Annotated in this window: 17 protein-coding genes and 1 pseudogene; 13 read left to right on the plus strand and 5 right to left on the minus strand. The window is 69.2% G+C overall.

All coding sequences use genetic code 11. The features are described from left to right. Positions 1-91 precede the first annotated feature (91 nt). The 4 genes and pseudogenes from AC0Z36_RS25860 to AC0Z36_RS25875 form a co-directional block, all read left to right on the plus strand. Positions 92-961, plus strand: a pseudogene (locus AC0Z36_RS25860) (aspartate-alanine antiporter-like transporter); the annotation flags it as partial. Positions 962-1,071: 110 nt separating this feature from the next. Next, positions 1,072-2,703, plus strand: a complete 1,632-nt coding sequence (locus AC0Z36_RS25865) for a bifunctional aspartate transaminase/aspartate 4-decarboxylase (protein ID WP_485465480.1) — start codon at positions 1,072-1,074, stop codon at positions 2,701-2,703. A 165-nt stretch (positions 2,704-2,868) separates the two neighbouring features. Continuing rightward, positions 2,869-3,969 (plus strand): calcium:cation antiporter, encoded by a 1,101-nt coding sequence (locus AC0Z36_RS25870; RefSeq protein ID WP_485465462.1) that lies wholly within the window; start codon positions 2,869-2,871, stop codon positions 3,967-3,969. 363 nt (positions 3,970-4,332) lie between these two features. Continuing rightward, on the plus strand, positions 4,333-5,817 hold the full coding sequence (locus tag AC0Z36_RS25875) for an SDR family oxidoreductase (RefSeq protein WP_485465481.1): 1,485 nt from the start codon (positions 4,333-4,335) through the stop codon (positions 5,815-5,817). Between the two features lie 8 nt (positions 5,818-5,825). Here the strand turns inward: AC0Z36_RS25875 and AC0Z36_RS25880 are convergent, their stop codons facing one another. Beyond that, positions 5,826-7,001: a trans-sulfuration enzyme family protein gene (locus tag AC0Z36_RS25880; protein ID WP_485465463.1), complete on the minus strand. Its 1,176-nt coding sequence runs from the start codon at positions 6,999-7,001 to the stop codon at positions 5,826-5,828. A 141-nt stretch (positions 7,002-7,142) separates the two neighbouring features. On the opposite strand from AC0Z36_RS25880, the gene AC0Z36_RS25885 reads away from it, so the two are divergent. The 9 genes from AC0Z36_RS25885 to AC0Z36_RS25925 all read left to right on the plus strand — a co-directional run bounded on the left by AC0Z36_RS25885 (position 7,143) and on the right by AC0Z36_RS25925 (position 16,171). Further along, positions 7,143-7,628, plus strand: a complete 486-nt coding sequence (locus AC0Z36_RS25885) for an Lrp/AsnC family transcriptional regulator (RefSeq protein WP_485465464.1) — start codon at positions 7,143-7,145, stop codon at positions 7,626-7,628. Positions 7,629-7,738: 110 nt separating this feature from the next. Beyond that, positions 7,739-8,317, plus strand: coding sequence for a DUF4383 domain-containing protein (locus AC0Z36_RS25890; RefSeq protein WP_485465465.1), 579 nt, complete (start codon positions 7,739-7,741; stop codon positions 8,315-8,317). Positions 8,318-8,563: 246 nt separating this feature from the next. Continuing rightward, positions 8,564-9,736 carry a nucleoside hydrolase gene (locus AC0Z36_RS25895; RefSeq protein WP_485465466.1) on the plus strand — a complete coding sequence of 391 codons (1,173 nt, stop codon included), beginning with the start codon at positions 8,564-8,566 and terminating at the stop codon, positions 9,734-9,736. A 161-nt stretch (positions 9,737-9,897) separates the two neighbouring features. Further along, positions 9,898-11,073: a LacI family DNA-binding transcriptional regulator gene (locus AC0Z36_RS25900; RefSeq protein ID WP_485465467.1), complete on the plus strand. Its 1,176-nt coding sequence runs from the start codon at positions 9,898-9,900 to the stop codon at positions 11,071-11,073. Then, positions 11,070-12,029, plus strand: coding sequence for a ribokinase (locus tag AC0Z36_RS25905; protein ID WP_485465468.1), 960 nt, complete (start codon positions 11,070-11,072; stop codon positions 12,027-12,029). Before AC0Z36_RS25900 ends, AC0Z36_RS25905 begins: the two co-directional genes overlap by 4 nt. A gap of 1 nt (position 12,030) precedes the next feature. Further along, the gene (rbsD, locus tag AC0Z36_RS25910; protein ID WP_485465469.1) at positions 12,031-12,420 is read left to right on the plus strand and encodes a D-ribose pyranase; all 390 of its coding nucleotides are present in this window, start codon (positions 12,031-12,033) and stop codon (positions 12,418-12,420) included. A gap of 109 nt (positions 12,421-12,529) precedes the next feature. Continuing rightward, on the plus strand, positions 12,530-13,519 hold the full coding sequence (locus tag AC0Z36_RS25915) for a substrate-binding domain-containing protein (RefSeq protein ID WP_485465470.1): 990 nt from the start codon (positions 12,530-12,532) through the stop codon (positions 13,517-13,519). Between the two features lie 52 nt (positions 13,520-13,571). Then, positions 13,572-15,164 (plus strand): sugar ABC transporter ATP-binding protein, encoded by a 1,593-nt coding sequence (locus tag AC0Z36_RS25920; RefSeq protein ID WP_485465471.1) that lies wholly within the window; start codon positions 13,572-13,574, stop codon positions 15,162-15,164. Beyond that, positions 15,161-16,171, plus strand: a complete 1,011-nt coding sequence (locus tag AC0Z36_RS25925) for an ABC transporter permease (protein WP_485465472.1) — start codon at positions 15,161-15,163, stop codon at positions 16,169-16,171. The genes AC0Z36_RS25920 and AC0Z36_RS25925 overlap by 4 nt, the downstream gene beginning before the upstream one ends. A 77-nt stretch (positions 16,172-16,248) precedes the next feature. Here AC0Z36_RS25925 and AC0Z36_RS25930 read toward each other — a convergent pair whose 3' ends face one another. The 4 genes from AC0Z36_RS25930 to AC0Z36_RS25945 all read right to left on the minus strand — a co-directional run bounded on the left by AC0Z36_RS25930 (position 16,249) and on the right by AC0Z36_RS25945 (position 20,589). Then, positions 16,249-17,085 carry a DUF1295 domain-containing protein gene (locus AC0Z36_RS25930; protein ID WP_485465473.1) on the minus strand — a complete coding sequence of 279 codons (837 nt, stop codon included), beginning with the start codon at positions 17,083-17,085 and terminating at the stop codon, positions 16,249-16,251. Next, entirely contained in the window at positions 17,082-18,431 is a 1,350-nt protein-coding gene (locus AC0Z36_RS25935; RefSeq protein WP_485465474.1) for a class I SAM-dependent methyltransferase, read from the minus strand. Before AC0Z36_RS25935 ends, AC0Z36_RS25930 begins: the two co-directional genes overlap by 4 nt. Beyond that, positions 18,428-19,171: a DUF1365 domain-containing protein gene (locus AC0Z36_RS25940; RefSeq protein ID WP_485465482.1), complete on the minus strand. Its 744-nt coding sequence runs from the start codon at positions 19,169-19,171 to the stop codon at positions 18,428-18,430. The genes AC0Z36_RS25935 and AC0Z36_RS25940 overlap by 4 nt, the downstream gene beginning before the upstream one ends. A 152-nt stretch (positions 19,172-19,323) precedes the next feature. Next, positions 19,324-20,589 (minus strand): NAD(P)/FAD-dependent oxidoreductase, encoded by a 1,266-nt coding sequence (locus AC0Z36_RS25945; RefSeq protein ID WP_485465475.1) that lies wholly within the window; start codon positions 20,587-20,589, stop codon positions 19,324-19,326. Between the last annotated feature and the right edge of the window lie 18 nt (positions 20,590-20,607).

A 20,607-nucleotide genomic window follows, 5' to 3' on the forward strand; every position in this document is an offset into this window, starting at 1 on the left:
CCCCGCAACGATCACCGTGCTGAGCTGCGCGAGCACCCCAACGACTTGTCACACCAGGCCCGGTGACCTGCACGAATCACGATGAAACTTCCTCAGCGGACTGCGCCCCGACATCGTCGCCCTGGACCCGGAGCGTTCCATCGGCCTGGAGGCCGACGATGTCGAACTCCTCGCCTACCGCACCGAGCGGCTAGCGGTGGTGGCCTCCAAGAAGGCGCAGATCGGCCGGACCGTCGCCGAACTGCGCGCCGAGCCGTTCATGGCGGGTGTGTACATCGACACGATGTCCCGCGCGGGCATGCCGTACCACTACCGCCTGACCAGCAAGATCGAGCGTGGCGACACCCTGGTGCTCACCGGGCCCGAGCGCCTGGTCGAACCGGCGGCCCAACTGGTGGGCACACCCGTGCCCACCAGTTACACCACGGACATGATCTGGGTCGGCCTGGGGATCTTCCTCGGCGGCTGCATCGGCATCCCGGCCCTGCACGCCGGTGGTGTGCCCATCAGCCTGTCCACCTCGGGCGGCGCGCTGATCATGGGCCTGGTGTTCGGCTGGCTGCACGGCAGATACCCGGTGTTCGGCAATGTGCCGCCCGGCGCCCAGTGGTTCATGGACACCTTCGGTCTGTGCCTGTTCGTCGCCGTCGTCGGCATCAACGCCGGACCCACCTTTGTCGACGGCCTCAAGCAGGCCGGCTGGGGGCTGCTCCTGTGGGGTGCCGCCGCGACGGTGATCCCGCTCCTCGTCGGTCTGTTCTTCGGGCACTTCGTCCTGAAGCTGCCGATGCCGATCCTGGTCGGCTCGCTCGCGGGCTCCCAGACCACCACAGCGGCCATCGGCGCCATCACCGAGGCGTCGAAGTCCAACGTGCCGTCCCTCGGTTACACCGTTCCGTACGCCACCGGCAATGTGCTGCTGACGGTGTGGGGATCGATCATCGTGCTGCTCACGCACTGATTCCCGCTCGCGCACTGATGTGCGGCCCACCCCCCGATTCCCGCTCACCCGTTGACCCTTCCCCCGGTAGGAGTAACCCCGTGACCGCCGCCCCGCTCACCCGTGAACAGATGCAACGCCTGGGCACACTCAGCCCGTTCGAGCTGAAGAACGAGCTCATCAAACTCGCCCGGCGGGTCCAGGCCGACGAGCCGGGACAGAAGGGCACCACCACCCGGGCGATGCTCAACGCCGGGCGCGGCAACCCGAACTGGATCGCCACCGGACCGCGTGAGGCGTACTTCGCGCTCGGCCACTTCGCCCTCGGGGAGAGCCGCCGGGTGTGGACTGCGGACAACCTCGGCGGCATGCCCGACAAGGCCGGCATCGCCGCCAGGTTCGATGCGTGGCTGCACGCCAATCCGGGTCTCCCGGGGGCCGTCCAGCTGGCCGACTGTGTCCGCCTGGGCGCCGCGAAGTTCGGCTTCGAGGCCGACGCGTGGATCCACGAGCTCGTCGACGGCATCATCGGCGACAACTACCCGGTCCCCGACCGGATGCTGGTCCAGATCGAACACGTCGTCCGCGGCTATCTCCAGCAGGAGCTCTACCACGGTGCGGAGCAGCCGGCCGGGAACCTGGACCTGTTCGCCACCGAAGGCGGCACCGCCGCCATGTGTTACATCTTCGACTCCCTGATGAAGAACGGGATCCTGCACAAGGGCGACCGCATCGCGCTGATGGTGCCGGTGTTCACGCCGTACATCGAGATCCCGCAGTTGGACACCTACGGATTCGACGTCGTCTACGTCCAGGCCGACATGTTCGCCGAATCAGGCGTACGGGAGTGGCGTTACTCGACCGGGGAGGTGGCGAAACTCGCGGACCCGTCGGTCAAGATGGTCTGCCTGGTCAACCCGAGCAACCCGCCGTCGCTGGCACTGTCGGACCGGGTCAGCAAGCAGATCCGCGACATCGTCGCGACCGACAACCCGAACCTGGTCATCGTCACCGACGATGTGTACGGCACCTTCGTGGACGGCTTCCGGACGATCGCCGCCGACCTGCCGCGCAACACCCTGCTGGTGTACTCCTTCTCCAAGCACTTCGGCGCCACCGGTCACCGGCTCGGTGTCATCGGCCTGAACGACGACAACATCATCGACGACATGATCACCGCGTTCCCCGACGCGGAGAAGCAGCGTCTCGCCGAGCGGTACGGCACACTCACCCTCGACCCGGGGTCGATCAGGTTCATCGACCGTCTGGTCGCGGACTCGCGGCAGGTCGCGCTGAACCACACCGCCGGGCTGAGTCTTCCGCAGCAGGTCCAGATGGCGTTGTTCTCCCTCTTCGGGATGCTCGACGAGGGCCAGGCGTACAAGAAGCTGGTGCAGGAGATCGTCCAGCGCAGGCTCGGGCTGCTGCTCGAAGGCGCGCAGCTGAAGATCGCGGACGATCCGGGGCGGGCCGGCTACTACATCGAACTCGACCTGCTCGCGGAGGCCGAACGCGTCTTCGGCGCCGGGTTCAGCACCTTCCTCCAGGGTGCCTACGAGCCCACGGACTTCCTCTTCCGCCTGGCCGACCAGACCGGTGTCGTGCTCCTCAACGGCGGTGGGTTCGAGGGCCCCGAGTGGTCCGTGCGCGTCTCACTCGCCAACCTCGACGACCTCGACTACCTCAAGATCGGCCACAGCATCCGCAGCATCGCGCGGGAGTACTGGGAGGAATGGCAGCAGAGTCAGGGCAGCGCCGGCTGATCTGAGCCGGGTGCGGCAGTGCCCGAACGCCGTACGGGCCGGAGTCGGACTCAGCTGACTTTGGCCCGTACGGCGTTCTGCTGTCTATTCCCAATTAGCAGCAAAGACTGACTTTTCAGTAATTTATCAGCACAAAGTGCATATCGGTCTGTAAGGATCGTCAGCATGATCACTCAAGTCAGTGCGTCCGTCAGGCAGTGGACGGTCTCCGTGCCGGTGCTCGCGGTCGTGTTGCTGCCCTTCGTCTGGGGGCGTTCGCTGCCCGGCCTGGCCGTGGCCGTGGTCGGCTGCTTCCTCGCCGGCGCGGTCCTCGCCGCGGTGCACCACGCGGAGGTGATCGCCCACAAGGTCGGTGAACCGTTCGGCTCGCTGGTGCTCGCCGTCGCGGTGACGATCATCGAGGTCGCGCTGGTCGTCACACTCATGGCGGACGGCGGCGAGAAGAACGCCGGACTGGCCAGGGACACCGTGTTCGCCGCCCTGATGATCACCGTCAACGGCATGCTCGGCCTGTGCCTCCTGGTCGGCGCGCTGCGGCGGCGGGTGGCGGTGTTCAACGCCGAGGGCACCGGTGCAGCCCTGGCGACCGTGGCCACGCTGGCGACGCTGAGCCTGGTCCTGCCCACGTTCACCACCAGCACCCCGGGCGCGCGGTTCAACACCTTCCAGCTGGTGTTCGCCGCCCTTGCCGCCCTCTGCCTGTACGGACTGTTCGTCGCCACCCAGACGGTCCGGCACCGTGACTACTTCCTCCCGATCACGTCGGCGGGCAAGGTGATCGACGAGGAAGTACACGCCGACCCGCCGTCGAAGAAGGACGCGCTGACCAGCCTCGCACTCCTCGGCGCGGCACTGGTCGCGGTCGTCGGTCTGGCGAAGGCGATCTCCCCGGCGATCGAGGGCGGCGTGGCCGCCGCGGGGCTGCCGGCCGCCGTCGTCGGTGTGATCATCGCGCTGCTCGTGCTCCTGCCGGAGTCGATCGCCGCAGTGCGCGCGGCCGCCCGCGACCGGGTGCAGACGAGCCTGAACCTCGCCCTCGGCTCGGCCATGGCCAGCATCGGTCTGACCATCCCCGCCGTCGCGGTGGCGTCGTTCTGGATGTCAGGACCGCTCGAACTCGGCCTCGGCGCAAACCACATGGTGCTCCTCGCGCTCACCATGGTCGTCGGCACCCTCACGGTGATCCCGGGCCGGGCCACACCGCTCCAGGGCGGGGTGCACCTGGCGCTCTTCGGTGCCTATCTGGTGCTTGCCGTCAGCCCGTGAAAACCACGGCGACCGTACGGCCGGCCTGCGGCGCAGTCCGTGCTGCGGCCTGCCGGGCGGCACTGTGCTGCGCGCGGGCGTTGCCTGGAACACATCCGGCGGCGGAAAAAAGGGCCTGCCGGGCACGCTGAGCGGCCCCGCACAACGAAGGCCCGGACCGGTGGAACGGGACCGGGGCCTGCGGCGTATCCAGTGCCTGCCGAAAGCGCGGAACCCCGTGAAGCGGGGCAGAGTGGAGCGGTGACACGGAACGAGGCGGATGAAGCGGATGAGGCGGATGAGGCCGCAGGACACAGCGGCGTCGTACACAGCGGTGTCGTACACAGCGGTGTCGTACACAGCGGTGTCGTACACAGCGGTGTCCTGCACAGTGGCGACACCGGACCGGCCCCGCGCTGCCTGGTGACCGGTGCGACCGGCTACATCGGCGGTCGGCTGGTGCCCGAGCTCCTGGACGCCGGGCACCGGGTGCGCTGCCTGGCCAGGTCGCCCGGGAAACTGCGCGACCACCCCTGGGCGGAGCGCGCCGAGGTGGTCCGGGGTGACGTGGGCGACGCGGACTCGGTGCGCGCCGCGATGGCCGGCGTCGACGTGGCGTACTACCTCGTGCACGCGCTCGGCACCGGGCGCGGCTTCGAGGAGACCGACCGCCGGGCCGCCCGCATCTTCGGCGAGGAAGCCCGTGCGGCCGGTGTCCGGCGCATCGTCTACCTGGGCGGCCTGACCCCAGACGACGTCCCGGAACAGGAACTGTCCCCGCACCTGCGCTCACGGGCCGAAGTGGGCCGCATCCTCCTCGGCTCCGGAGTGCCGACCACGGTGCTGCGGGCCGCCGTCATCATCGGCTCAGGTTCTGCCTCGTTCGAAATGCTGCGCTACCTCACCGAGCGGCTGCCGGTCATGGTCACCCCCAGCTGGGTGCGGACCCGCATCCAGCCGATCGCCGTCCGCGACGTGCTGCGCTACCTCGTGGGCAGCGCGTCACTGCCCGACGACGTGAACCGCACCTTCGACGTCGGCGGCCCGGATGTCGTCACCTACCGGGAGATGATGCAGCGCTACGCCGCTGTCGCCGGCCTGCCCCACCGGCTGATCGTGCCCGTGCCGATGCTGTCCCCGAGGCTCTCCAGCCACTGGGTCGGCCTGATCACCCCGGTGCCCGCGTCGATCGCCCGGCCGCTCGCCGAGTCGCTGCGCCACGAAGTCGTCTGCCACGAGCACGACATCGCCGACTACCTGCCCGGACCGCTGCTCGATTTGGACACGGCGCTCTCCCTCGCGCTGCGACGGGTGCGCGACGCCAAGGTCACCACCCGCTGGTCCTCCGCCGCGGTGCCCGGCGCACCCAGCGACCCGCTGCCCACCGACCCGGACTGGGCCGGCGGCAGCCTCTACACCGACCTGCGGGAAATGACCGTCGACGCGTCACCGGAGGCACTGTGGCGGGTCGTCGAAGGGGTCGGCGGCGACAACGGCTGGTACTCCTTCCCCCTCGCCTGGGCGGTGCGCGGCTGGCTCGACCGGCTGGTGGGCGGGGTCGGGCTGCGCCGTGGCCGCCGCGACGCAGCCCGCCTGCGGGTGGGGGACTCGCTGGACTTCTGGCGGGTCGAGGAGATCGAGCCGGGCAGGCTCCTGCGTCTGCGCGCCGAGATGCGGCTCCCCGGTCTGGCCTGGCTGGAGATGTACGCCGGACAGGACGACCAGGGCCGGACCGTCTACCGGCAGCGCGCGCTGTTCCACCCGCGCGGGCTGTTCGGGCACGCGTACTGGTGGAGTGTCGTGCCGTTCCACGCCATCGTCTTCGGCGGCATGGCCCGCAACATCGCGAAGGCTGCCCGCCAGGGCTGAGGCGTGGCTCAGACTTCGCCGGTGAGCGCGTTGCGCAGGTCCGCGATCAGGTCCTCCGGGTCCTCAAGGCCCACGGAGATCCGCAGCAGTCCGGCCCCGGGCCTGGCTTCGGCGGCCACCGGGCGGTGGGTGAGTGAGGCCGGATGCTGGATGAGCGTGTCCACGCCGCCCAGCGACACCGCGTGGGTGATCAGACCGCAGCCGCCCGCGATGCGGGCCGCTTCCTCATACCCGCCCCGCACTTCGAAGGCCAGGACTGAGCCGGGTCCGGACATCTGACGGCCCACCAGGTGCAGCGGGTCGCACTCCGGCAGCCCGGGGTAGTGGACCGCGCTGACCTCCGGCTGGGTGGCCAGCCAGGTCGCCACCTTCCCGGCGTTCGCCTGCTGGGCGCGGACCCGGATCGGCAGCGTCTGGAGACCGCGGTGCAGCAGGTAGCCGGACAGCGGGTGCAGGACACCGCCGGTGATGGCGCGGACCTGACGCAGCCGCGCGGCCCATTCCGGGGTCGTCGCGACCGCGCCCGCCAGGACGTCGCCGTGCCCGCCGATGAACTTGGTGGCACTGTGCAACACCAGCGTCGCGCCGTGCCGCACCGGCTGCTGGAGCACGGGTGTGGCGAAGGTGTTGTCGACCAGCAACGGCACGTCGCCGCACTGTCCGGCGATGTCGGCCAGGTCGACGAGTTCGAGCGTCGGGTTGGCCGGCGTCTCGACGATGACAAGCCCGGTGTCGGGGCGGATCGCGGCGGCGATGCCCTGCGCGTCGGCCCACGTGACTTCGGTGCCGAGCAGCCCGGTGGCGAGCAGGTGGTCCGAACCGCCGTACAGCGGACGGACCGCGACCACGTGCCGTTTCCCGGCCGCCGCCGTGGCGAGCAGGCACGCACTGAGCCCGGCCATGCCGGAGGAGAACGCGACCGCCTGATCCGTGCCCTCAAGGCGCGCGAGCGCCTGCTCGAAGCGCGCCACGGTCGGGTTCCACAACCGTTGGTAGACCAGGCTGCCGCCCTCCGCGGGAATGCCGCCCGTGGCCAGGTTCTCGTACGAATCGCCGCCGACGTCCACACCCGGCAGCGGGTTGGTGGTCGAGAGGTCGATTGACGGTACGTGCACTCCCAAGCGTGCGAGGTCTTCGCGACCGGCGTGCACGGCAAGGGTGTCGAGCTGGCCTTCCCAGGTCATGGGCTGCCTCCTCATCGGTACAAATACGGCTCTATGACTCCCGAGGATGAAGAAACGACCGATAGTTCACAATAGAGTTGAATAACATTCTCAAAATTGCATATTCAATGCCACAAACTTCATGGACGGAGTGCTTCCGGTATGGGTGTTCCGAACGAAATGCGGGCCGGGCGGCCCGGCCCCGACGACATCGACCTCGCGATCCTGCACGCGCTGGCCCTGGACGGACGGCTGCCCAACAACGCCCTCGCCGCCGCCGTGGGCATCGCACCCTCGACCTGTCTGGGACGGGTGCGCTCGCTGCGCGAGCGCGGAATCATCCGCGGCTTCCGCGCCGACATCGACCCGGCCGCCTTCGGGCTGGTGCTCCAAGCGCTGATCGCCGTCCAGCTGCGGGCGCACACCCGGCAGCAGATCGACGACTTCCGCCGGGTGGCCCCCACCCTGCCGGGCGTGCTGTCACTGTTCCACGTGGCCGGTCAGAACGACTACCTGCTGCACGTCGCCGCACCGTCCTCCGACGCACTGCGGGACTTCGTGGTGGAGCACCTCAGCTCCCACCCCGCGGTCGCGCACGCCGAGACGAGCCTGGTCTTCGAGCACGTGCCGGGCGGCGCGGCGGTCTGAGCGGCCCCGCCCGGAGCCCGCTGGAATGCGCCCCCGGCCGGATGGACCCACACTTGAAACGAGGAGTCAGGGCCTCCCGCTCAATCAGCGAGTCCAAGGAGGAGAAGACGATGAAGCTTCAGGACGAACTACCCGTCGACCACCGCTTGGGGACCGTCTACCGGTTCGGTGCCGCGTTCTGCGGCATCGTCCTCATCGTGTTCGGCGTTCTAGGGTTCACTGACAACCTGCGCCCCTTCAGCACCAGCGGGTCTGAACTCGCCGGCTTGTCGACGAACGGTGTACTGAGCCTGATCTCCGTGATCGTCGGCGCGGTCCTCGTTGTGGGCGCCGTGGTCGGCGGCAATTTCGCGTCGACCCTCAACATGGTGGTCGGCACCCTCTTCGTACTGAGCGGGTTCTACCACCTCACCGTCCTCGAACGGTCGGCGAACTTCCTGGACTTCCGGATGAGCAACGTCATCTTCAGCTTCGTGATGGGGATGCTCATCGTGACGTTCGGGATGTACGGCCGCGTCAGCGGCGGGCTGCCGCACGAAAACCCCTACTGGCGGGAACGCCACCCGGATCAGGCCGCCCGGGAGTCCACGCCGCGCCCGGCCCTCGCCACGGCGAAGACCGCTGTCGCGGGCCACGCCAGGGTGGACCTCGGCGGTGCGGTGCCCTACCACCGGGTAGCCCGCCACTGATCCTCGTCCGTTCCATCCAGACCGGCTCCGGGCCGCGCACTCGTCTTGAGTGCGCGGCCCGTTCGCTGTCCGCCCGCGGCCGGGCTGACGCACGGCTGGACACGGTGCTGTCACGGCGGACAGCGCACTGACGGGAACTCTTGCTGTTGCCCCGGTTGCGCCCCATACTCCCGCCGCAACACGAGTTGCCAATCCGTGTTGCCAATCCGTGTCGCACGTCCCCGTGTCCGTGTCGGAGGGAATTCGATGAAACGCTCACACCTGCTCGCTTCTGCCGCCGCACTGTGCATCCTCGCCCCGGTGGCGGTGGCTTCGGCCGCGCCCAGGGCCGAATCGCCGAGCAGCCCCCCGGCTGCTGAGCAGGATCGTTCCGCCAGTAATGACGTCAGCACCGCCGGACACAATGGCCCGAAGGTCATCATCGACTCCGACATGGGCGAGCTGAACGACGACGCCGTCACCATGTTCATGCTCGCGCAGAAGCGCGACGTCGACCTGCTCGGCGTGACCGTCGTATCGGGCAACACCTGGGTAGAGGAGGGAACCGCCTACGCCCTCAAGCAACTTGAGCTCATCAAGCGCAGCGACATCCCGGTCATCCCGGGTGCGGGCGAGCCACTGATGCCGAACCGTCAGGAGCGTCTCCCCGCGGAGAACGCGCTGTACGGGAAGGTCCCGTGGGCCGGCGCGTTCGACAGCGCGCGGCCGGAGTCCTACCTGAAGCTGCCTCAGCCGCCGTACGGCGGCTACCCGAAGACGAAGCCGTCCGGCCAGGCCGCCGCGGACTTCATCGTCGAGCAGGTCAAGCGCTACCCGAACCAGGTGACGATCCTGGAGATCGGCCCGGCGACGAACCTGGCGCTGGCCGTCCGGACGCACCCGGAGATCGTGCCGCTGGTCAAGGAAGTCATCTACATGGGCGGCGCGTTCGACAAACCGGGTAACACCAGCCCGGCCGCCGAGTTCAACTGGTGGTTCGACCCGGAGGCCGCCCGGATCGTGCTGCGCACCCCCTTCCGCAAACAGACGATCGTCCCCAACGAGGTCTGCGAAAAGGTCCTGTACGGCAAGGCGCAGTACGACCGGGTGATCGCCGGCCGGGAGACGCCCGTCAAGAAGATGTTCAAGGACATCCAGGGCCCCGAGTTCGCCAAAAACCCCGGCCGTACGACCTTCGTGTGGGACGCCATCACCTCCGCGCTGCTCCTGGACCCGAAGGTGGTCTCGAAGTCCGAGGAGCGGTACGTCGACGTCGACGCGGCGTTCGGCCCGAACTACGGCCGGTCGGTCGGCTACAACCTGAACGAGTTCAACAAGCCCAACAATCCGGTCGGCACCCAGAAGGCCACGATCGTCCTCGACCTCGACACCAAGCGCTTCTGGGATCTGTACGTGGACCGCGTCCCCGGAAACCGCTGACCCGGGGCAGTCCCGTTATCAAAATGCACCCTTGCGGTTGCGCCGGTTGATTCACATACTGCTCTTCGCCCACCCCTCGGAACGTTTCAGCAACACGAGTTGCCAACTCGTGTTGCTGAAGGATTCAAACCGGGCTGAACCCCACATCATCGGAGTTGGACATGGCTACGCGACAGGACGTGGCACGACTTGCGGGCACCTCGCCCGCGGTTGTGAGCTATGTGCTGAACAACGGCCCGCGCACGGTCGCCCCGGCGACCCGCGAGCGTGTCCTGGTCGCCGTCAAGCAACTCGGCTACCGGCCCAACGCCGTGGCCAGGTCGCTGCGGATGAGCCACACGATGACGCTGGGGCTTGTCGTCCCGGACAGTGCGAACCCGTTCTTCGCCGAGCTGGCCCGGTCCCTTGAGGACCACGCCTGGGCCGCGGGCTACACGCTCCTGGTCGGCAACGCGGTGGACGACGAGCAGCGCGAAGCCGGTTATGTCCGGACCTTCCTGGACCGGCAGGTCGACGGGCTGGTGATCATCCCGTCGCACGGCAGCCGCACGTGGCGCGCCGAGCTGCACCGCTCGGGCGTGCCGTGCCTGGTCTTCGACCGTGAGCTTGACGACTCCACCGTCTCCCAGGTGCTGGTGGACAACGTGGGCGGGGCACAGGCGGCGACCGCGCACCTCCTGGAGCACGGCCGCCGCCGGGTCGGCTGCATAGCCGGGCCGATGGGCATCCACCCGACCGTGCACCGGGTCGCCGGCTGGCGCTTCGGCCTGGCGGAGGCCGGTCTGCGAGCCGGTTCGGGTTCGGGCGGGCGGACCGGCTGGGAGGCCTGCCCGGAGGCGGCACCGCTGTTGCACGGCGCGTTCGGCCGCCGGGACGGCTACCTGGCCGGACGGGCGCTGCTGTCCAAGGACAAAGAGCTGGACGCGCTGTTCGTGACCTCCGACGAGCAGGCGGTCGGCGTGCTGCGGGCGGCCACCGAGCTGGGCATCCGGGTGCCGGACGACCTGGCGCTGGTCTCCTTCGACGGGATCGCCGCCTCCGCGTACACCTGGCCGGCGCTTTCGACGATGCGTCAGCCGGTCGAGGCACTCGGCCGTACCGCGATCGAACGCCTCCTCGCCCGGATGGCCGACCCCGACCTGGAGCCGAGCCGGGACGTCCTGCCGGTCCGGCTCATCGCCCGCGGCTCGTGCGGGTGCCCCGACCCGGCCGGCGGCGAACATGTGAGCGCCGCCCAGCACGAGGCCGAACAGGCAGCGCAGATAAAGCAGTTGGAACAGAACGAGCTGACAGTCGCAGTGCCGGAACACACCAAGAACAACGGGGAACACGGATGAGCGAGCGGTTGGTCGTAGTCGGCAGTCTTAACATGGACCTCGCGGTCCGGGTGCGCAGACTGCCCGCGCCCGGCGAGACGGTCTCGGGTGAGGACGCCGTACGCGGTGCGGGCGGCAAGGGCGCCAATCAGGCGGTCGCGGCGGCCCGGCTCGGTGCGCGGGTGCGCCTGGTGGGCCTGCTCGGGGACGACGCGTTCGGGGCCGAACTGCGTGAACGGCTGATCGCCGAGGGCGTCGACGACTCAGCCGTCGGTACGGTCGAAGGTGCCGCGTCCGGTGTCGCGCTGATCGTCGTCCAGTGCGACGGTGAGAACGCCATCACCCTGTCGCCCGGCGCGAACCGCCGCCTGGACGACGCGGCCCTGGAGCGGGTGATCGGCGGCGACATCGCCGGTTACGTCGTACGGAACGCTGACGCGTTGCTGCTCCAGCTCGAGGTGCCGGTTCCCACCGTCCTCGCGGTGGCCAGGGCGGCCCGGGGCGTCGGGGTCTCCACCGTCCTCAACGCGGCACCGCTGCCGCACTCGGACGTGGCCCTGGGCGCGCTGCTCCGCGAGGTCGACGTGCTGGTGGTCAACGAGACCGAGGCGGCGGGCCTGCTCGACGGGGCGGGGCTCTCCTGCGGCCCCGACTGGTCGGCCAGGGCGGACGCGCTCCGTACGCTCGGCCCCGACCTGGTCGTCATCACCCTCGGCGGGGACGGCGCGATCGCCGCCGACGGCCACGAGCACGTCGTGCAGCGCGGCTTCCCGGTCGACGCGGTCGACACCGTCGGCGCCGGTGACGCCTTCTGCGCCGAACTCACCCTTGCGCTCGGGGCGCACGCGACTCCCCGTGAAGCCCTGCGCCGGGCCTGCGCGGCCGGTGCCCTGGCCACCACCAGGGCCGGCGCCCAGCCCGCCCTGCCCACCCGCGCCGAGGTGGACGCGCTCCTGGCCGCCGCGGTGGTGGGCTGACATGCGACCCGACGGACTGTGGCACCCCAGGCTCCTCCACGTGATCGCCTCCCTCGGTCACACCGACCTGCTCGTGGTGGCCGATCCCGGACTTCCAGTGCCGCCCGGCGTCGAGACCATCGACCTGGTCTGGCGGCGCGGCGACCCGCCGTTCCTGCCAGTACTCCACGCCGTGCTCGGCGAACTGGTCGTGGAAAAAGCCGTGTTCGCCGAGGAGGCCCGCGATCCGGACCTGCTCGACGGCCTGCGGAAGCTCCTCGCGGACATCCCGACCGAGCTGACCCCGCACACCCGCCTGAAGGAACTGACGGCACAGGCGAGGGCCGTCGTCCGGACGGGGGAGGCGACCCCGTACGCGAACGTCGTCCTCACCGCCGGCGTGCCCTTCTGACGTTTGATCAGCAACAGCGGCGAGCTTTCCCGTACTTATCCATACTTCGCCGCACTTTTCCGCACTTTCCGCACTTTTCTGAACAACCATGCCCCGGAAGGGAAAACCCATGAGCACCAGAAGCACCAGAAGCATCCTGGCCGTCGGTGTCGCCACCCTCGCCCTCGCCCTGTCCGCGTGCGGCCAGGAAGGCGACAACAAGTCGGACAACGGCAAGAGCGGAGCGCCCGCGGCGCCCGCCGCCGGTGGCAAGACCAAGGTCTGCCTGGTGATGAAGTCGCTCGGCAACGAGTACTTCCAGACCATGCAGAAGGGCGCCGAGGCGCACGCCAAGGAGCTCGGCAACGTCGACCTGGACTCGCTCGGCATCCAGAGCGAGACCGACATCGACGGCCAGGTCGCCGCGATCAACAAGTGCGTCACGCAGAAGGCCGCGGGCATCGTCATCGCCCCCGCCGACTCCAAGGCCCTCATCGCGCCGATCAAGCAGGCCGCCGCCGCGGGCATCAAGATCGTCAACATCGATGTGAAGCTCGACGACGGCGCGCTCAAGGCCGCGGGCCTGGGCATCCCGTTCGTCGGCCCGGACAACGCGGACGGCGCGAAGAAGTCCGGCCTGAAGCTCGTCGAGGCGCTCGGCGCGGGCGGCAAGGTCGTCATCCTCGAAGGCAACCCGGGCGCGGCCAACGCCGACCAGCGCAAGGCCGGCTTCCAGGCCGCGGTCACCGAGGGCAAGCTCCAGCTGCTCGACTCGAAGACCGCGCACTGGGAGACCGACGAGGCGTACACGGTCTTCACGAACATGCTGACCTCGCACCCCGACATCCAGGGTGTGCTGTCCTCCAACGACTCGATGACGCTCGGTGTCGTCAAGGCGATCAGCGCCGCGAAGAAGGACGGCCAGATCAAGGTCGCGTCCTTCGACAACGTCGAGGCCATCAAGCCGTACCTGCAGAACGGCACCGTGGTCGCCACGATCGACCAGTTCGCCTCCAAGCAGGCCGGTGACGGCATCGACCAGGTGCTCAAGGCGATCAACGGCACACCGGCCACCGGCTGGGTGAAGACCGACGTCAAGGTCGTCACCAAGACCGGCTGACGGTCACCCTGACCCGCCCGGCACCCGAACCCTCAAAGGAAAGGCGGCACCCGTGCGCGACGACAACGCCGACGCACCCGCGCAAGGACTTGGAGCGGCCACGGTCACCCCGGAGCCCGTCCTCGAAGTCACCGGGGTGAGCAAACGTTTCCCCGGCGTGGTGGCGCTGGACGACGTGCGGCTCAGCCTGGTGCCGGGCGAGGTGCACGTACTCCTCGGAGAAAACGGCGCCGGAAAATCGACGCTGGTACGGATCCTGTCCGGGATCCACCCCGCGGACAGTGGTGAGATGCGGTTGGGCGGTGAGCCGTACCACCCCGGTGGCGCGGCCGAGGCGCTGCGGGCCGGCGTGCAGGTCGTGCACCAGGAGCTCAACGTCCTTCCGTACCTCACCGTCGCCGAGAACCTGTTCTTCCAGCATCTCCCGCGTCGTTTCGGCGTGGTCAACCGGAGCGAACTCAACCGCCGCGCCGTGGAGTTGCTCGAAGAGGTCGGCCTCGACGTCTCCCCGAAGACGAAGGTCGAACGGCTCGGCATCGCCCAGCAGCAGCTCCTGGAGATCGCCCGCACACTGTGGCACGACTCCCGGGTGCTCATCCTGGACGAGCCGACCGCGACCCTGACGCCGCGGGAGACCGCCCAGCTGTTCACGATCCTGCGGCGGCTCACCGCGCGCGGCGTGGCGATCCTCTACATCTCGCACCACCTCGACGAATGCTTCGAGCTCGGCGACCGGATGACCGTGCTCCGCAACGGCAAGCACGTGGTCACCAAGGAGATGGCCGGGGTGACCACCGAAGAGGTCATCCGGTTGATGGTCGGGCGGGACCTCGCGCACGAGTACCCCCCGTACGCCGAACGCACCTTGGGGGACGAGCTGGTGCGGGTCGAAGGACTCCAGCCCGTCGGCGGCGAACCGGTCTCCTTCGCCCTCCGGGCCGGCGAGATCGTCGGCGTGGCCGGGCTGGTCGGGTCCGGTCGTACGGAACTCGTCCGGGCGCTCTTCGGCGCCGACCCGGTCCGCTCCGGGGCGGTTTTTGTCCGCGGCAAAAAGGTGCGCATCCGCAGCCCGCGCGACGCCGTCCGCAACGGAATCAGCCTGCTCACCGAAGACCGCAAGAGCCAGGGCCTGGTCCTGGACCTCTCGGTGGCCGCGAACATCACGCTCGCCGCGCTGTCCAAAGTCTCCAGGGGCGGACTGCACCGCAGGGCTGAAGAGGACCGGCTCGCGGACAAGAGCGTGGCTCAGCTCCGTACAAAAACCCCCAACGTGAAGCAGGCCGTCGGCATGCTGTCCGGCGGAAACCAGCAGAAGGTCGTCATCGGCCGCTGGCTGCTCGCCGGAACCGACGTGCTGATGGTCGACGAGCCCACCCGCGGCATCGACGTCGGCGCCCGCTACGAGATCCACCAGCTCCTGACCGACCTCGCGGCACAGGGCAAGGCGCTGCTCGTGGTGTCCTCCGACCTGCCGGAACTCCTGGGCGTGTGCGACAGGATCCTCGTCCTCTCGCGCGGCCGGCTGGCCGGCGAAGTCGCGCGCGCGGACTTCGACAGTCCGCACATCCTCGCGCTCGCCTACTCGGGTTACACAACAGCTCCCCAAGAAACCCCGGAATCTGCTTCGCGGACGGTGAAACGATGACTTCCTCAACCCTTACCCGCCCGACCAGTCCGACGGCGGTCCTGGCCCGGCAGGTGATGGGCGAGGCCGGAATCGGGATCGCCCTGTTCGTGATGGTGCTGTTCTTCAGCGTGTTCGCGGACTCGTTCGTGACGTCGAACAACATCACCCACATCGCGACCGAGATAACCCTGAACACGATGCTCGCCGTGGGCATGACGTTCGTGATCCTCATCGGCGGCATCGACCTGTCGGTGGGCGCGGCGATGGCGCTGTGCGCGGTCGTCTCCGGCAAGGTCCTGGGTTCCACCAGCCTCCCCGTGCCGGTCGCCGTGCTGCTCGCGATCCTCGCCGCGGTCGGCGTCGGCATGGTGGTCGGCCTGATCAACGGCTTTGTGTCGGAGCAGTGGCGGGTGCCGTCGTTCATCGTGACGCTCGGCATGATGAACGTGGCGCGCGGCGCGGCGCTCGAGTACACCGACGCCAAGACGCTCTACACGTTCCCCGAGGGCTTCAAGAAGTTCGGCACCAGCACGGTGCTTGAAGTTCCCGTGCTGTTCTGGATCGCGATCCTGATGGTGGTGGTCGGCCACCTGGTGCTGACGCGTACCGTCTTCGGCCGCATGATCTTCGCAATCGGCAACAACGAAGAGGCAGTTCGCCTTTCGGGTCACCGTACGAAGATTGTGAAAGTCGCCGCGTTCGCGATCGCCGGCTTTGCCGTCGGTATCGCGGCGATCGCCTATATGGCCCGGCTCAACATCGCCAGCCCGACGCTCGGCGGCGGCTATGAGCTGAACGCCATCGCGGCGGTGGTGATCGGCGGCGCGTCCCTGTCCGGCGGCAAGGGTTCGATGATCGGCACGCTGCTCGGTGCCTGTCTGCTCGGAGTGCTGAGCAACGGCCTGCTGCTGATGGGGGTTTCGGACTTCCAGCGGCAGATCATCACCGGCGTGGTCATCATGCTCGCGGTGGTGATCGACCACTACCGGGGGAAGGCGGCGGCCCGGATGGTGATCGCGAAGTAGCTTCCATCCTGAAGACCGACATCCCCGGAGTGGTGATCATTTCTCGAAGATGATCACCACTCCGGGGATGTCGGTCTTCAGGCCCCCGGAACCCGCCTGGGCGGGCGGGGGAAGAAGCCGCTGGTGCGGGCGAGGTAGTCCGCATACCCCGGCCGCCCGGCCATGTGCCGCTCAAGGAGCGCCTTTCCGCTGCCGCGGGTGAGCAGGTAGGACATCACCAGCGGCCCCACGACGGTTGCCGCAGCAGCGGTCAGACTGCCGCAGGCGAGCAGGAACAGGCCCCACCAGACGCAGAAGTCGCCGAAGTAGTTCGGGTGCCTGGTCCAGGACCACAAGCCGCGGTCATTCACCTTCCCCCGGTTGGCGGGGTCTGCTTTGAAGCGGGCGAGCTGGAAGTCGCCGACGGCCTCGAAGACCAGACCGAGCAGCCACAGCGCCGCTCCGGCGAACGCCACAGGACCGAGCGCGGAAGACTCGTACGCCGCCGCCTGGACCGGCAGCGAGACCACCCAGACCAGGCTCCCTTGCAACAGGTAGACCATCCGGAACGCATAGGCGTTCCGGTTCCCTGCTGCCTTGTCGAGCAGCTTCCCGTAGCGCGGATCCTCACCGTGACCCCTCCCGCGCCAGGCGATGTGTGCCGCAAGTCGCAGTCCCCACACGGTGGTCAGCCCCGTGACCAGCAGTCGGCGGCCGTCGTCGCCATGGCCGTCGGACAGGAAGTAGGTCGTCACCGCCACGGCGGTGAAGCCCAGTCCCCAGGCGACGTCCACGATCCGGTGCATCTTCAGCCGCAGCGCCACGGTGAAGGTGGCGAGCATGACCGCCAGCGCGGCACCTGCCGCCGCGGCGAGATTGAGGCCGAAGCCGGACCACGGGAAGGACCCCGAGGCGTCAAGCGCGAAGCTGTTCACGGCGAACAGCCTTCCCCGGGCCGCCCGTCGAACACCGGCCAGGTCGGCCCCCGCTCCAACAGGACCTGATGAACGTTCAGATACCCCGACCGGAACCCGGCCTCCGAGTAGGCCAGGTAGAACGACCACATCCGGTGGAACGTGTCGTCGAAGCCCAGATCGCGTACGGACGACTGCCGCTCGGTGAAGCGCTCCCGCCAGAGCCGCAATGTCTCGGCGTAGTGAGATCCGTAGCCCTCGCAGGTCACCACCCGCAGGCTCGTATGCCGGACCGCCGTCTCCTCGACCGCCTGCACGGACGGCAGCAGACCGCCAGGGAAGATGTACTTCTGGATCCACGTGTGGGTGTTCCGGGAGGCCAGCATCCGGTCGTGCGGCATGGTGATCGCCTGCAACACGACCCGGCCGCCGCGGGCCAGCCGGCGGTCGAGCACGGTGAAGTAGTCCGGCCAGAAGTCCTCGCCCACAGCTTCGATCATCTCGACGCTGACGACCGCGTCATAGCTTCCGGCGACCTCCCGGTAGTCCTGGAGGAGCACTGTCGCGCTGTCCTGCAACCCCGCGGCCCGGATGCGTTCCACCGCCAGTTGCTGTTGCTCCGCCGACAGTGTTGTTGACACAACAGTGGCCCCGCGCGCGGCGGCCCGGACGGCGAGTTCGCCCCAGCCCGTCCCGATCTCCAGGACCCGGCTGCCTGCGCCGACACCGGCGAGGTCGAGCAGCCGGTCGATCTTACGGTGCTGAGCCGTCGTCAACAGTGACCAGGTGGAAGGGAATTCGTCGAAGACGGCCGAGGAGTACGTGAGGGTCTCGTCAAGGAACAGCGCGAAGAGATCATTGGACAGGTCGTAGTGGCGACGGATGTTCGCGCGGGCCCCGGTCCGGGTGTTGCGCTGGGCCTCCGGATGCCGGGGGCTCCACAGGCCGCGCAGCCGTTGCAGGGACGGCGGAACAAGGGAGGAGACATGGGAAGCGAGGACCTCCATGACGCCCACCAGATCGTCGGCCTCCCACTCCTGCGCCAGGTACGACTCACCGAACCCGATCAGGCCGCCGACGGCGATCCGCCGGATGAAGGCGTCCGGAGCGTGGACGACGAGCAGCGGACCGCCGGAGCCGAGCCGCTCGGTGCGGCCGAGGCGGACGTCGAGCGGGAGCCCGCGCAACGCGCGCCGGACGAGCGCGCGCGCCACCGCGGCCCGGGCGGCGGAGCAACGGGGCACCCGGGCGACGTCGGGCCACCGTACGGGATCGGGTGTGTCCGTCGGCCCAGCCGGTGTCGGAACCGGAATGGGCTGGGCGGCAGTGGAAGACGCCGTATCCGACGGAGCAGTGGAAGTACTCATTCCATCCCTCTCTGGCAGTGGTTCCGGGGGCGCGGCCGGATCTTGTGACCGCGCGACCACAGCTTGATCCCGTGCCGCCGGATGCCGATCGCGACAGCGACGGTGGACCACGGGTGGCGTACGGCGGCCCGCAGCAGGCCCTGCGCGTCGGCGGGCCGCCGTACGCCGCGCAGCGCGGCGGTGAAGTGCCGGACGCCCTCGATGTCCAGGTGCACGGCGAGGTCGAGCCGGTCGCCGGGCACCGGCAGGCGCATCCGGTAGCGCCCCTCGTCCGCGGCGAAGAACGGGGAGACGTAGAACGCCTTGTCCGCGTGGGCGGTCTGCCCGGCGTCGGGGTACAGCAGGTAGCAGTGCCGCCCGCCGTAGGTGTTGTGCACCTCCGCGACCACAAAGCGCAGCGCGCCGGCGGAGTCGTGGCACCAGTACAGCGTCAGCGGATTGAACACGAAGCCGAACACCCGCGCGTGACAGAGCATCAGGACCTGGCCGGTGGGCGGGTCCACGCCCTGGGCGGTGAGGAAGTGGTCGAGCCCGCCCCGGATGCTCGGGAGCCGGCCGCCGAAGTGGTCCCGGGCGTCGAACCGGGCCAGCGGACGCATCAGCACAGGAAGTTGCGGCAGCCGGTCGACGTCGACCAGCCACAGGTAGGTGCGGTGGGTCAGCGTGTACGGCCGGGGCCGGGTCCGCACGTGGGTGATGACACTCGGATACAACGCGGGAAGGGCGTTCGCGCCGGCCACCGGTCCGCCCCGGGCGGGTGAGCCGGGCTTTCCCGTGATCGGTCCGCCCCGGACACGGGAGCCTGGCTTTCCTGTGATCGGCCTGCCCCGGACACGGAAGCCTGGCCTGCCGGTCACCCGCCCGCCGCGGGTGTCCAGGTCGCGCGGGACGGTCACCACTCCACCCCCAGGGCCCGGGCCGCGTCCACTCCGGAACGGCAGCCGTCCTCGTGGAAACCCCAGCCGTGGTACGCCCCGGCGTAGGCGGTGCGCGGCCCGCCGAGGCCGGGGAGCCGCCGTTGCGCGGCGACCGACTCCGGTGTGAACACCGGGTGTTCGTAGGTCATCCTGGCGAGCACCCTGGCCAGGTCGATCCGGTCGGCGCCGTTCAGCGTGACCACGTACGTTTCGGGGGCGTCCAGGCGCTGCAACCGGCTCAGGTCGTAGGAGATCTGGACGTGGTCGGCGTCCGCGGTGCAGGACGGCATCAGCAGGTTCCACGAAGCGCGGGCCCGGCGGGCGCGCGGCAGCACCGCGGTGTCGGTGTGCAGGATCGTCTCGTTGCTCGAATAGCCGAAGGCGCCCAGGACTTCGCGTTCGGCGACTGTCGGGTCGGCGAGCAGGCGCAGCGCCTGGTCCGGGTGGGTCGCGATGACCACGGAGTCGTGCCGGACGGTCGTGCCGTCCGCGGTGGTGACGTCCACGCCGTCTGGGAACCGCCGGATCGCCCGTACGGGAGTTGTGGTGTGCACGGTGCTCAGCTTTTTGCCGATCCGGTCCACGTACTCCCGCGAACCGCCGGTGACGGTACGCCAGTTGGGGGATCCGGTGACCGTGAGCATCCCGTGGTGTTCCAGGAACCGGAAGAGGTGGACCGCCGGATAGCGCAGGGCGGTCTGTCCCGCGCACGACCAGACCGCCGAAACCAGCGGGATCATGAAGTGCGCGGTGAAGTAGGGGGTGAAGCGGCCCCTGGCGAGGAACGCGCCGAGTGTGATGTCGGCGCGGTCGTCGGCGAGCAGCTGCCGGGCCTGCCGGTGGAAGGCCGGAATCTCGGTGAGCATCCTGAGGTAGCGGGCCCGGAAGGCGTTGGTGGACCGGGCGAAGAGCCCGCCGGGGCCGAGCGCGCCCGCGTATTCGAGGCCGCAGCCCGCGCAGCGCACGGACATGCTCATCTCGGCCGGCTGGGTGGTCACCCCGAGCTCGCGGAAGAGCCGCAGGAGCTGCGGGTAGGTCCGCTCGTTGTGCACGATGAACCCGGAGTCGACCCGCTGCACCCGGCCGTCGGCGGAGGCCAGGTCGTGGGTGTGCGCGTGCCCGCCGAGCCGGTCGTCCATTTCGTACAGCGTGACGTCGTGCGCGTCCCGCAGCACGTACGCCGCGGTGAGCCCGGCTACTCCGGCACCCACCACGGCGGTGCTCCGCCGTTGTCCCGCCATGCCGGCCTCCTGGCTCCG

Source organism: Kitasatospora sp. UYEF31 (assembly GCF_057291755.1).